The organism is Bacteroidota bacterium, from assembly GCA_034439655.1.
GTDB lineage: Bacteria > Bacteroidota > Bacteroidia > UKL13-3 > UKL13-3 > CANJUD01.
Genome location: JAWXAU010000066.1, coordinates 22,098 through 36,714, shown reverse-complemented (window position 1 = coordinate 36,714; position 14,617 = coordinate 22,098). Strand labels below are relative to the sequence as shown.

Below are 14,617 nucleotides of genomic sequence, written 5' to 3'. Positions count from 1 at the left end.
CAGACTTATCAAGGGTTTTGAATACGTGTTGTACCTGAGTAGTTACTTTTACTTTAATTGATCTCGCTTGAAGAATCAATTGAATTTTCTATAATACCAATTCTTAAACTATAATACTTCTCCGTCTGGGGCTGATTAGTTTTTAGAATGGTAATACCGAACTACATCACGAAAGCCCCGCTTAATTCCGATAATTATCGGGATGCGGGGGGATTAGTCTCTTTCTTTTGGACTACTATATATTGAGTTTCGGTACTAGCATGATATGATGTGGCAATAATGGTTTTGTTTTTATTCAAGAACAAATATATTTTGCTCAGCAATGTATATAAAAAAAAGGAGCTATAATTACTAAAGCTCCTTTTATACGAATCTTTTATTCTTATTATTTTATATCTATAACACGAATAGATATAATTTCACCATTGGCTGAAATACGCACAGTATAAGTACCTCCAGCTATTTGGTTATTGGTATTGATAGGTAATTGATATACACCAGCACTTTGTTTTGCATTTGCCAGTGTTGCTATTTTACGACCCGTAATATCATAAAGTTCAATCGATATTTGAGTGGCTTCTGATAAACTATAATTGAGCGACGTAGAGCCAAAATATGGATTTGGATATACTGATATCCCATTCACTTTGTTTGATATACTCACCACATTTGTATTCACTACAGTTGAGACTGTTTTAGCGTCTGTACAAGTATTGGCATTGGTAACTGTAAGTTTTACGCTATACGAACCATCGGCAGTATAAACATGCAACGGGTTTTGTGTATTGCTAGTATTTCCGTCACCAAAATCCCAAGCATATATATTACCAGCAGTAACATCTACCGCGGTAAATTGTACATTATTATTCTTGCCATTTACCCTAGCACTGCTAAAGCTGGCATCGGGAGCAGCAAACAGAGAAACGGTAATACTGTCTCTTGTTTTGCATCCATTTACATCAACTACATCTACAAAATAAGTACCTGCTGTGGAGGCAGAAATTGTTTGTGTGGCAGCACCAGTATTCCATGAGTATGATGATCCTGTTCCTGCATCTAAATTAACCGAAGTGCTTGGACATATAGTTTTGTCAGCACCCAAGTTTACGGGTGTTACGTTGTAATTATTTAAGTTCATCGTATCTGAATTTGAGCAGCCATTTGCATCGGTTACTTTAACCCATATTGTACCCGTGGTGGCTGTAGTTAGAGAAGAACCCATGGAGCCATCACTCCAGATATATGATACATACGATCCTGCATTTAAAGAAACAGAATTTGTGGGGCAAACAGTTTGATCGGAACCTAAAGAAGGGGTAGGCAAGGCATTTACTTTTACATAGCGAGTTATAGAAGTATCGCAACCAGAAGCAATATCTTGGATGGTCATCATTATCATATATATTGAATCTGCTTCTGCATTAGTTGGGGTGAAACTAAAGGTACCATTGCTTGCCGATGATGGGCTTGAAGTATTATAGGTTCCTGTGGTTGGATTGTTACTATTTTGTGTGGCGAAGGTGAATGAACTAATTATCCAAGAAGTTCCGTAGCCACTGTTTCCGTAAGTAGGAGGAGTTAATTCATAATTAACTGAACTGCCTACACATACTGCATCTGGATTATTCGCTGTTCCATTATTGAACGAACCATTATAAGGATTTCCTTTACTAATATCTAATCCCTGTAGGGCATTCGTAGATGAATAACCAACCACTATACTGTCGATACCTATGCAGCCATTAGCTCCTTTAACCGATACTGAGTAGGTTCCGGCAGTTCCTACTGAAATAGTTTGCGTGGTAGCACCCGTATTCCATAAATAGGTGGTTCCAGCACCAAAATTACCAGCATCTAAATTGGTGTTTGAACCATTACAAATATTTTTGTTGGTACCTAGATTTACTGAAATACTATTAATTGTTATCATAACCGAATCTACTGCCGTAAGTCCAGTATTATTATCAGTCAAAAGAGCCCAGTAAGTGCCACTTGTATTTGCAGTTATAGAATTATTGGTCGTAGTATTACTCCAAAGGATACTGTATTTGTTATTATTTTTTGGATTTGCATTTAGCAAAATACCCGTGCAACTTGTCGAGTCGGGGCCCAAGTTGAGTGTAGGTTTATCAGCTATTACAATGTTGTCGAAATCCATGCTATAAGTATTTCCACTATTATTATAACTTACAAAAACAGCGGCTACATTATTTCCTGAATAGGCACTTAAATCATATATGAAATTACTATATGAAGTACTACTGGTATTGTTGTTGTCAAATTTGTATACGGTATTATATGTTTTCCCGCAATCGAAAGTGAGATACACTAAAAGAGAATCTTGGCTATCGAACGGACTGGGGTTAGCAAAACTAAACTTAAATACGGAATTAGTAGTTAAAGGCCCTGCTATCGGAGAGTTTACACCTGTTACGCTTATGGTATTGTTTGCACTCAAACGTAATCCCCTAGTGCCATTTACACCGCCACCAGCAGAGACATTAAAACCTGTTGCAAAATAGGAGCTTGGTATAGTGGCAATATTATTAAAGTTTTCTACATAGTCCAACGAAATTGGTGCTACTGTATTGATGGTGAAATTGCTTGAGTCATTAAATGCATTGCTATCATTATTCAACGTAGTATATACTAAGAAATTATAGGTCGAATTTAATTTGCTCAAATCTAAAGTACCAGTAAAGAATACAGTTAAAGTATCATTGGGTGCAAGTTTTCCGTTTGTAATAGTGGTATCGAGGCTGGCAGATAATGCACCAGAAACTCCTACATGAATTTTCACATTATTATTCGCCATGTCGAGCGTATCTGTTCCATAATTTTGTATCACAACTGAAACGGGTTCCGCTGTGCTATAACATGCAATATTGCCCGGGGCTGTAACACCAGCTACACCAGCATCCAATGCCAAAGGACTGCCAATGGTAACTATATAATCGTGCGATTGGCCAGAGCCAAAATTGGTACATGCATTAATAGCACCATTTGTATTCCCATTTAATCGAGACCTAATTCTCATACCTGTTTTGCCTGATGGTGTTGTAGAAGGAATTGTTATACTAACGGTATTGGCGGTATTTGCTGTAGAGGTAGTACATACTTGGGTCCATTCACTAGCATCGAAAGTTCCACTTTGGTCATAATCAAACCATACAGATATTATATTGTTGGTATTTGTGGTAACATCCAGATTGTAGGTTTGTCCTTGAGTTAAATACGTTGTGGTATTTCCTTTAGATGCATAACTGTAGTAAGGATTCACGATTCCCGTAGGACAGCTCTGTGGTGTATTATTTAATGTAGTTCCCTGAATCGTTACATTGGTAATCTCATCAGTGGCATCGCATGAGGGGTGGGTAGGAAGGCAATAGCATAAATATGCAGGGTTTAAGTCAATTAGTTTTGCATTAGAAGTATCAGAGCTGCTTCCGTTGCAAACCGTATAATATCTATAATAAGTTTTTGCTGATACTGTAACCGTTAATGTTAGTGAGGTAGCACCATTTACATCAGACCAATTAAGACTATCTGCTGACGACTGCCATTGTACCGTTTGGCCGCTACCTAAGGCCGTGCCTCCATTTTTGTAAACTGCCACCATAGAGCCAGGGCATACTTTATCTTCTGTAGCCATCACGGATCCAGTTTTCAGATTTCCCGAACAAGCGGTAATAGTATCAATAGAAATTATATAATCATGGGTAATGCCATTGGTGAAAGTGGTACAGGGGTTTCCAGAACCATTTGCGGCAACTGCATTTCGGGTACGAATTCTCATACTTGTATAACCTAACTGGCTATTGGTAGGGATAGTGATGGAAACCGTAGAAGCAGAATTGGCTGTACTTGCAGTGGTAACTTGTGTCCATTCAGAGGCATCATACGTACCACTGTGGTCGTAGTCAATCCATACAGATATTCTAGAACTGGTAGTTGAAGTAACAGATAAGGTGTAGTTATTATATCCTGACGAATTATATAATGTCCCTGTTAAATTATTGGTTGCTGTATAATTGTTATATCTGTTACCTGTTGAATTACAGGAATTCACTATGTTGTTTAGCGTAGTACCCGAAATTTCTACATTTGAAATCATATCGGTAATCGCACAAGCAGTATTGTTAATTGGAATACAATAGCACATATAAAATGGATTGGTACGTGCCATTTTAAATGCAGAGGTATCCGCATTACCATTGCACTCGGTATAAAACCTAAAATAAGTATTTGCAGTTATAGCAGTATTTATAGTTATAGTTGTATCCCCGTTCATGTTAACCCAATTAATAGTGTCCGATGAGGATTGCCACTGAAAAGTTTGGCCAGCACCATAACTTCCCCCGTTTATCGATAGTGAAAAACTGGTGCCGCTACAAATAGAATCCTGGGAAGAAAAAACTGTTCCCGCCGTTGGTGTCCCGCTGCACGCAGCCAAGGTGTCAATAGTAATAGTATAGTCATGCGTTACACCCGAACCCATTACCAAACAAGCATCGCCTGATCCATTTTGATTTCCAGAAAGTCGTGACCGTACCCTCATTCCTGTTTGACCCAATAACGCAGTTGTTGGTACTGTAAACGATACCGTTGCAGCCGTATTGGCCGTTGCATTCGTAGCTACTTGTTTCCATTCGCTTGCTTCAAATGTATCATTTTGATTGTAGTCAATCCACAATGAAATAATATCAGTCGAACTGCAAGTTACACTTATAGAATAAGTATTATAGCCTGCGGTACTATATAATGTTGCAGTGGTATTGCCGGTGGCACTATAGCTATTGACCCTACTTACCCCATTGCAGGTAGAAACAGAATTATCGAGTGAGGTGCCTTTTATTTTTACATTGGTTATAATATCGGTAACAGCACAGTTGCCAGCATTGGCATGAGAAGCTGCACAATATTGTGCTTCGCATTGCGAGGAAATAAATAATAACAAAAAAGTAAATAATGCATTTTTAAGATGAGGAAATACGATTTTGTCTGTGTTTGAATTGTAAAATTTTTTCATATTTTTTTGAGTTAATTTAGAACCGACAAAGTTAACCATTAAGATTAAATTTGCAAATTCAAATAAAGTTAATACATTCCTTATTGTCAACAATATGCAATAGGGTCGTGTTTTTATTGACTAATATTAACTGCGTAGAATACCCCGTAAATTCTAAAGGAAACAGGTTTGCTTTGTTTGGCATTTGCTGTCAAAAATGTCAATTACATTAGCCGATGTGTAAAAATCCGATTTTATTTTTTTTCGGTGGGGTCTTGTACTGCAACATAATTTTCAGCATACCCCAAATATATAATCCCATTTTCTACAATTGGTTTGGTATACGATTTATGATTAAATGGACATTCATATAATATTTCTCCTGTTTCATTATCTATTATATAAAAACGATGACGGGTTTGCAAATATACTTTCGACTTATATACTGTTGGTTGGAGAAACCATGCGAAATCGCCATATATCCTCCACAGTTGATTTCCATTGCGTGGATCTGTTTTCATAAACAAAGTATCATTATGTATATATAGTTGTTCATTGTCGGCACACTGTATAATGGCACCATTCAGTGACCAAAGTGTTTTAAAAGTTGCTTTATCTAAACCCCGAACACTGTCTCTTTCATTTCCCAGCACAATTGTATTGTCGAAATATTTTGGAGGATGTGCGAAAACTTCTCCACGACTAGTTTCTGAAACAAACTTGAGAAGTTTGCCATTCCTTCTACTTAGCAAGCAAAATCCACCACCTTTTAGTTGACAAAAAATGGTGCTTTTATCCATAGTATATCCTGTGCAAAACTTGGACAAATCAGTAGCCCATGCAACCTTCCCTGCGGTAGTAAGTGCTATAAATATAGGATTAACTGGATTTAAAAAAAGTGTATCATTGAATAAAGAGATTTTTGTACACACATCATCATCGAATTTCAAATCAAATTTCCACAAAATTTTCCCTGTTTTTTTATCTGCCGCATATAAATTTTTTGCAGTCCCATTAAAATATATACGGCCTTTGTTATCACCTACTATGGTGTGCAAAAATCCTTTTTTATGAATGGCTAGCTCTACATCCAACATCCATTTTAATTTCCCAGTTTTTTTGTCCAAACAAGTGATAGGCGAAACATCAGCTCCTAAATATACAGAATTGGAATCAATTAAAGGAAGTTCGCATGGATATTTATAAATGGAGTAGCTCCAAATAGAATCTTTTAATATACTATTTTCCTCCTGGGCATTGGCTGCTAGGCTTGAAAGCAGCAGCAGGCATAACTGAATTTTCGATAGCGTTTTCATAGTTTCTAAATTCGGTTTTAAGATTATTTACTCTTTCACAAATTTTAGCATCTTTACTCGTTTGTTTTGATTGACAATCAAAAAATACAAACCGCTTTCAAAATTTGAGAGGTCGATCGTTTGCTGGGGGGCTGCACTGTTTTTAGAGCTATGAACCAAAACACCTTTTGCATCATATATCATTAAAGCACTATTTGAATAGCTCGCACCAAAATATATAGTAAGCAATCCTGTGGTAGGGTTTGGTGCAATATATATATCAGTATTAATTTCAGAATTATGAATTGAATTTTTCGAAGTATCAGGTAAAGTTATATAACAATCTGCGGCAAATGGCTTGCCCGGCGAACCACCTAGGCAACCAATAAACCACGTGCCAGCATCACTGAAATCTGAATATTGGGTATTGTATTCAAGTGTGTAACCTTTGCCATCGGCACTATCATTCCATGGTGCAGCATAATCCCAACTGCTTAGGTATATCATCGATTTATCAGCACCAAAAATTCGGATACTGCCTTTCTCTTCCAATTGTAAATTGGATAAATGTTGTTTGCTTTTACATTTTGGATTTTCATTTAAGAATTTAGCAGAATCTCCAACCAGAACCAATAATGAATCTTTCATTAAATTGCCTTTTAATATATAATATTTATCTTTGCTATCATATACATATATATCTTTTAGGTTTATATCATTTGATGTTTTATTTGAAAGTTCAAGCCAATCTCCTGCATCATTTTTGCTGGATGATTGATAGTTAATTTCTGAAACCAATAATGTTGTATCGCACCATCCTCGGTAATTTGAAGGTGAACCGCCAATACATCCTTCTTCCCAATTAAGCTTATTGGAGAAATAATTCAAATTATAATCAGGTTTTATTAATGATATAGTTTTGCCATTGCCCTTGCCGCCAAAACTGTTATCATACTTCATCACAAATACTGGATTTTTGTTTTCGTCCCAAATCCTTACCCAGCCTTCTCTAATAAGGTCTTTGTCAATATATTTTGTGCTCATGGCAAAAGGGAAGTAAAATTTAAATGCAGCGGTATCGTTTAAGAAGACAGTTTTTGCCTGTAGCGGGAGGGAGGTGTTTGAATCTAACTGTACAATGTTTTTCACATCGCCAAATGATATATAATAATTGCTTATATTTTTTAGGTGGGTAGAATCTTGGTTCAATAATTCAAACCATTTTCCTGTATTGAAATTTGCCAAAGGAAGATAATTAATCTCCGATACCACCACATCCAATTTTGGACAGGGACTGTATGCTGCAGCGGGCGAACCACCAAAGCACCCTGCCATCCATAGATTTTGCGAGGTGATATAGTTTGTATCGATTATACTTTCCATTGTTTTTCCGAGGCCATTTGCATATAATAAAGTTGAAGTGTCATAATTGGCTCTTGCAATACTTTTATGGTCATAATTATATATATGTATATCATCATTTTGACCTAAATTGAGATTCATTTGTTGTGATCCCAAATTGTAATTAGTCTTGATATTATTTGAATCTGCCGAGATCAGTAACCTTGTTTTTGGGTAGAGTATCATATTGTCTTTCCAAATATCTGAGCTCGTCTGTGTGGTGATATTATAGCCATTCAAATTAATGGGACGATTACCATAGTTATATAGCTCCAACCAATCAGCAGTTTTCTTTAAGCTATCACCATTGAAATTAATTTCTGAAACGCTGATTAATTCAGAACACGAATTGATAAATTCAAGTGGATTGCCAAGAAAACATCCGTGACGCCAGTTTGAATGGATACTATATTCACTATAATTATTTGGAATTTGCTGAAGCTGCAAGGTATACCCATTGCCATTTGCTATTTGATCATTACTGTCGGCTACGAAGAACATCTCAAATCGTTTGATATTGCTGCTATCAAAAAGCGTGATGGTTTCAGTTGTATCGTTCAATAATAAGTTTAGCTGATATACTTTATTTTTGTCGATAGTAGGAAATGCATTATATAGTTTTGCGGTATCCTCAGCAATGATTATATAGTTTTTGGGAAGAATTTCGATATTTGGCAATATATAGTTTGAGCTATTTGCTAAAAGATTCCATTTATAGGTATTGATGGTATCTTTAGAAGTGTTTTTAAACTCTATCCAATCTCCACTGTTAATTTCTTGCAAAGGTTTGTAATTAATTTCTGTAGGAACTAATACCACATCTTCTGGGCATATTTCACGGTCTTTGCCAGGTGAGCCATATTGACATCCTGTTATCCAATTTATTTTGTTTGAGTAATCAGAATTTCTTCTGGCAAGCTCTAAAGTATAGCCTTCGCCATTTGGTTTTGCTGGCCAACCCAAAGATTCATTATGATACCCCATTGAAAATTTAGGGTTTAGTTTACTATCGAACAGCCTTAAGAGCTCACCACTATTACTGAGTCCAAAGTTGAAAGGGCCTGAAATATTGGTGACGCCCGCGTGTTCAATTTTAAATTTGGTAAGGTCATTACATAATACCAAATACTCATGCGACTTTAAAATAGTTCCAGTAGGTATTATATAATCATGGGTATCATCACCATCTTTGAAATGCCAGCCACCAAGGGTTATATTTCCGCTACTGGTATTATATAATTCAATCCATTCTCCATCATCGTGCGACGATTTTGAGTTATAGCTTATCTCAGTAATGATGATATTTTCTATACAGGGAAAATATGATCTACCAGGAGAGCCACCTATGCATCCGTTGAACCAACTTGTACCACTTGCAGGTTTTAATGTATCATTGACAAGTTCCATGGTTCTTCCAGTTCCGCCCACATTTTCAGGCCAAGGCAAGGAATCAGTATAAGTAAATAGTATTTTCCTTTTTCCCTTGTTATCGATTAATATAATCGAGTCACCTTTATTTCCTAATCCTCTCACAATATTTCCTAACCTTTTAGTAACGGCAGGATACACCTTTTTGAAAAGTAAAGTATCTTCACATACCACTATATATCCGCCAGCGGGTAATATATAATTGTCTTTGAATTCATAGAATCCGTAATCTTTGGAAGTTTTCAGTTTATAACCCGTCATGTCTACTTGTACGGTATCATAGTTGTGTAACTCGATCCAGTTGCCGCTGTTTATAGTGGAATGGCAATCGTAATTAACTTCACTTACTGCAATTTTTAAGTTTCTGCTATTGCCCTTAAAATAAAAATTGATGCTGCTAGTGGCCGAGGTTAAATTCTTTGTTACAGTTTTGCTTTTGTATGTTGATGTAATGTTTACCACCATCGAATCGAAAGTATAACCAGGGCTTGGCACAGCGGTAACAGTTACAGGAACTCCATCAAAGTATACACCTTTCCAAGGGTATGTACTAGGTATAATAGTATTAAGTTTAACAACGCCTGCACCACTGGGATATATGTTTAAAGTTAGATTTACAAGCTTTGTCAATTTGTAGTCTAAAACCAAGTGATTGCGGGCGGTTGTAATACGCATTGTCACAAAATCTTGCAAATAGGCAACACTCTGATCCCAATATGATGTAGTGCCTCCCCATCGATTTTTTTCTTTATCCATATCATAGGATATATTATTTTTTATATAAGTGATATTGGCTTTCCAATTTGCCACAGATAAAGTTGTATTTAACAAGTCAGCATAACGGTTTATAAAATCATTTTTGAATTTTGAATTTTTAGTAAAAGCTTGTATCCCAAAATAATTGCTACTTAGCAATTTCCCAATCTTATCAGCAGTATCACTCATTCCATAATCGGTATCATAAAGCATATATCTAAATTTACCCCCCGTGGATAGATGCGGAGCCCATTGTTTGGTATTATTACCAGGCCAATCATTGTTATGTATAAATGATTCGATGGTTATATAATCGCACCAGCTTTTTATATCCAAATATTTACTTAAAGTATCATATTTGGCTTGGGTGGGGAGTGAATCTGAGTAAAGATTAATTAATTTGTAATATGCAGTAGTAGTACCATATAATGCCTGTCCACTCAAGTTAATAATGTCTACGCTGTCTTTATCTACACCTGTTACTTTTTGCAAGTATTCATTGTCCTCCTTTTCACGAATATGATAGATGCCCCAAAACATACCATTTATAAAAACTACACACGATTGGTGCTCCCCAGTTTCTATATTAGTGCCTAACATCATGCGAGCACAAAGCTCATCTCGCATCATAGAACTGCCTTGGTCTTGACTACCTGAGCGTAGTGTGAAAGCCGTTATATCTGTATAACTTCTGAAAGGGAATAACTTATAATTTATAGATGAACTATCATATTTGTTGTTTGTTTCTACTCTTAAACTTTTTTTGGCCATACTGCGTGAACCATTGCCATGTATACTCAAATCGGCATCTAGTTCAAATTGTAATTTACCCGAGGGTAACATATATTCTATATGTGCATCTCTCTTTTCAGGCCCAACAGTGCCGTAATTTGGGTACAATCCTGTATTCGCATCAAAAAGGTCGGTTGAGTCGCCAGTAAGACATACAATGGGTAGTTTGAAAGTTTTATTATTGGTAATATAGGTATTGGTAACTGTTCTACTGGTAAAATATGTTTTCGTGGTGTCAAAGCAGGCAGCCCTAATTACCTTGTCGGCATCTATTTTAATATAGGTTTTATATAATGGAGAATTTTCGTTGGGAATATTTCCATTCAAAGTATATCGTATAATACAATTTGCTTGCGTAGTTGATAGTTTTACATTGGTACCACTTTTTACAAGTCCAGAACCAACTGCAAACACTGGCGGTTCTAAAAAACCACTATAGCATGTTTTACTATTGTTGCTTGAATCGGGTGTGCACCCACTGGTAATACACCAAGTACTTCCATTGGGAATTCGTGCCTGCGACATGGTACGCTCATTATATACGGGTATCTTTTTGTCTAGCTGTTTGCCACTTGTATTATATAAAAATAGACTCTCACCATTTTTTAAAACAAAGTTGGAATGGATACGGTTATTGTTTACAGCATTTTTGCCCGATAGATAAATTAGAATTGTTCCTTTGGCATTAATATATACATCTGGAAATTTCCATTTAGTTTTCGCGGTTGAATCATCTGTGAGCGAAAAGTTTTTGATTGATATTTTTGCATTTCCTGCATTGTAAAGTTCGACCCACGGAAAGTACAAGCCAGCTTCATCAGCAATGGTCGTCTTATTCGTCAGTTGCAATTCATTGATAAAAATCTGCGAAGACCCTCGAAAATACAAAACAAAGGCTGCAAAAAAGGTGAGTAAAATGGATTTATTTTTCATTTAGATTAGTTAGTTCAAAATAAAGGCTAAAACTTTGAATATTAAAGAAAAATTTTAGCTGGTAATTGAAGTATCAAGTATCAAGTATCAGGTATCAGAAGACAATTAGGGCGATAAATTTTATTTTTGCAATCAAATAAATTTGATATATTTGCGTTATGTACCAAAAGCCAATTATGAAAAATAAGTATGTATTCTTTGCCCTTCTTGTGTGTATTGCTTTATTGCCTAGTTGTAACAAGAAATATAAAAATAGTGATGGTTCTAGTTATTCAAATAACAAAGGTGTGGGCGGTTCGGCCAATGACTTACTGAGTGAAAGCAAATATTCTTCAATTAAAATTGAGATTCAATACATGGCGGGTTTTGCACCCGATGCAAGTGCCGTAAACTTGCTTAAAGATTTTTTAACAGCACGGCTTAATAAATCAGTAGGCATCACCGTTGTTCAAAAAGAAATACCTGCTTCTTCAAATGGCACTCTCACCGTACAGCAAGTAGCGGATATAGAAAAAGAAAATCGGACCGTATTTACAACGGACAAAGAGTTGGGTGTCTATTTCTTGTTCACCAATGGTGGGTATTCTAATGCCAATGTTTTGGGTGTAGCATATAATAATACCTCCATGTGTTTGTTTGGTAAAACCATTAACGATAATTCTGGAAATGTGGGGCAAGCAAGCCGAACCAAGTTAACAGCAACAGTTCTGGAGCATGAGTTTGGGCATATTTTAGGTTTGGTAGATGTGGGGTCAAAAATGCAAACAAACCACAAAGATTCACCCAATGGAGCTCATTGCAATAATAAAGATTGTTTGATGTACTATGCGGTGGAAACAACAGATGTATTGGGTTTTCTGATAACGGGAAATATTCCAACCCTTGATGCAAATTGCTTGGCTGATTTGAAATTAAATGGAGGGAAATAGTATTGTCTTTCTTGTAGTGTATAGTTCGAATTACTATACGCAAAATGTGGTTTGTTTCGTTGAATAGGCCCTTCTATATTTGTGGCAAAAATAAACATCATGTATATTTGAATTATGAAAGAGGTCTAATAAAATAAAGTGTCCGTTATAATTTGGCTTTTCTTATTTGAATTATGAAAGAGGTCTATTCTCTCGCAGCCCGCTATTCTCTGATATCGGCCAATGGTAAAGATATTTGTCACAACTGTTATATACAAGTTCAACCTTTCAAAGATGGCAAGGCTTGGGTAAAAGATACTACTGGTTTATTTCATAGCACAGAGCCTGTGGAATTTAATGTAGATGTATATGATTTTTCGGTACATGCCAGTTGGGGGCTTATCAACAAGAAAGGTAAGTGGCTTGTAAAACCTACTTATCAAAAACTCGATTCATTTGTGGATGGTAAAGCTGTGGTAGCAGTCTATAGTTATAATTATATTTGGCAACATCGCAAAACAGGAGATTGGAACCATGTAGATTCATTTGCGGGTATCGAATCGAAAATGGATTATAGAAGAGTGCGGGAAAGAAGAGTTGTACAAAAGAAAGGAATGATTGATCGTGACGGACATATAATTATTCCGACAAATTATGAATACCTCGGATTATATATAAACGGTTTGGTATTGGCAGATTTAGGAAGTGATTGGAAGGACAGACAATTTGCTGCAAGTATGGATGGCAGCGGTTTAAGGTTGGGAGAATTGCAAAAGATAAGATATGTATTACTTGATGAAAAAGGTGTGATAGTAAAAAAACTACCTTATGATGAGGTACAATTACAACTATTTAGAAATGAATCTACGGCTTCTCCTAAGTGGGTTGGTCAAACTTATTATTACAACTATTCATTTATACCTTATCTATATCTTATTAGTAAATATGATGACAGCATGCAGCAGATGAACTATGGTATCATGGACAGTAAAGGGAATGAACTGGCTGCATGCAAATATAATAGAGAAAGTCGTGTTATGGACATTAGCCCTGAGGGAAATGATTCGGAAATGGTTATTTATGAAGAACCGTTTTTCTATTATAACAAAGCCCAAGAGCAAATTGTATTTTTGTTCGAAGAACGCAACAATTGGGTTTATATAATGAATTCGATGATTGTGGATTTGAAGGGGAATGTATTATATAAAAGAAAAGCTGATGAAAGTATCGTAGCAGTTAATTTCAAACAATCATGGATTCTATTTGAAAAGAAAACAGCGGACAGTAATACGATTTCATTTGTATATCCGTTTAGTACCAGCTATGATTCCGTGGGGCTTTTCTTTAGGCAATTTGATACAGTAAAAAATTTATCAGCAAGTGTGATGGATATTTATGATGTATTAGACCCAGACCTTGGCTCACTTAAGTCTGCGGATTTTCTTTTGGTAAATAGAGGTTCATACTACGGTGTATGGAATAAGTACGCCAAGGAAATTATCCCCATCGAGCATTATAGAATGTTAGAAGAATATAATACAGATGGAGAATTTGTAAAGATTATAAAAGGCTTAGCTATACTTACAAAAGTATCAGCAAATGAACAGTATATATTTTATCGGAATAAACATTGGCCGTACTAGTTCAGAAGCATTTATATTTGATAAGAATGGAAATATTATATTGCACCTAAATGAATGCTTAGAAATAGAATGGGATCCAAAGCAAAAGTTGTATATAATGAAGATGGTAGATGGCAGCATACAGAAATGTGGCACCGATTGCAAAATCATCAAATAAGATTATTTGCAATTCAATGATTTAAAAATCTGCCGTTCACCATTTACTCTGATTTTGAATATATTGGTATAGGTCAATTAATTAAGATTGATTGGCTACTAGAAGCAATAGGACCATGCATATTTCTCACTATTAATTTCAAAAGTAAGTTATACCGAAACTCAATATATAATAGTCTCAAAAAAGAGGACTAATCCCCCTGCAAGTTTGCGGGGCATTCGGGATGTAGTTCGGCACTACCATTCTAAAAACTAATCCGCCACAGGCCGAGAACTATTATAGTTTAAGAAATGGTA

The 14,617-nt window shown here is 35.9% G+C and carries 6 protein-coding genes; 3 read left to right on the top strand and 3 right to left on the bottom strand.

The genetic code is table 11. The features are described 5' to 3' along the window. Positions 1 to 385 precede the first annotated feature (385 nt). The 3 genes from SGJ10_04025 to SGJ10_04015 form a co-directional block, all read right to left on the bottom strand. Positions 386 to 5,029: a GEVED domain-containing protein gene (locus SGJ10_04025; protein ID MDZ4757294.1), complete on the bottom strand. Its 4,644-nt coding sequence runs from the start codon at positions 5,027 to 5,029 to the stop codon at positions 386 to 388. Positions 5,030 to 5,262: 233 nt separating this feature from the next. After that, positions 5,263 to 6,324 carry a PQQ-binding-like beta-propeller repeat protein gene (locus tag SGJ10_04020; protein MDZ4757293.1) on the bottom strand — a complete coding sequence of 354 codons (1,062 nt, stop codon included), beginning with the start codon at positions 6,322 to 6,324 and terminating at the stop codon, positions 5,263 to 5,265. 27 nt (positions 6,325 to 6,351) lie between these two features. Next, positions 6,352 to 11,613 (bottom strand): lamin tail domain-containing protein, encoded by a 5,262-nt coding sequence (locus tag SGJ10_04015; protein MDZ4757292.1) that lies wholly within the window; start codon positions 11,611 to 11,613, stop codon positions 6,352 to 6,354. 176 nt (positions 11,614 to 11,789) lie between these two features. Between SGJ10_04015 and SGJ10_04010 the strand changes: the two genes are divergently transcribed. The 3 genes from SGJ10_04010 to SGJ10_04000 all read left to right on the top strand — a co-directional run bounded on the left by SGJ10_04010 (position 11,790) and on the right by SGJ10_04000 (position 14,321). After that, entirely contained in the window at positions 11,790 to 12,542 is a 753-nt protein-coding gene (locus SGJ10_04010) for a M12 family metallo-peptidase (protein ID MDZ4757291.1), read from the top strand. 173 nt (positions 12,543 to 12,715) lie between these two features. After that, positions 12,716 to 14,164, top strand: a complete 1,449-nt coding sequence (locus SGJ10_04005; protein ID MDZ4757290.1) for a WG repeat-containing protein — start codon at positions 12,716 to 12,718, stop codon at positions 14,162 to 14,164. Further along, a complete protein-coding gene (locus tag SGJ10_04000) occupies positions 14,121 to 14,321 on the top strand; it encodes a hypothetical protein (protein ID MDZ4757289.1) in 201 nt (66 codons plus the stop codon). The genes SGJ10_04005 and SGJ10_04000 overlap by 44 nt, the downstream gene beginning before the upstream one ends. The last annotated feature ends 296 nt before the right edge of the window (positions 14,322 to 14,617 follow it).

Bases quoted from the DNA above. Each gene is read 5' to 3' on its own strand.
- SGJ10_04020 (MDZ4757293.1), bottom strand. From the start codon at position 6,324: ATGAAAACGCTATCGAAAATTCAGTTATGCCTGCTGCTGCTTTCAAGC.
- SGJ10_04025 (MDZ4757294.1), bottom strand. From the start codon at position 5,029: ATGAAAAAATTTTACAATTCAAACACAGACAAAATCGTATTTCCTCAT.
- SGJ10_04015 (MDZ4757292.1), bottom strand. From the start codon at position 11,613: ATGAAAAATAAATCCATTTTACTCACCTTTTTTGCAGCCTTTGTTTTG.
- SGJ10_04005 (MDZ4757290.1), top strand. From the start codon at position 12,716: ATGAAAGAGGTCTATTCTCTCGCAGCCCGCTATTCTCTGATATCGGCC.
- SGJ10_04000 (MDZ4757289.1), top strand. From the start codon at position 14,121: ATGAACAGTATATATTTTATCGGAATAAACATTGGCCGTACTAGTTCA.
- SGJ10_04010 (MDZ4757291.1), top strand. From the start codon at position 11,790: ATGAAAAATAAGTATGTATTCTTTGCCCTTCTTGTGTGTATTGCTTTA.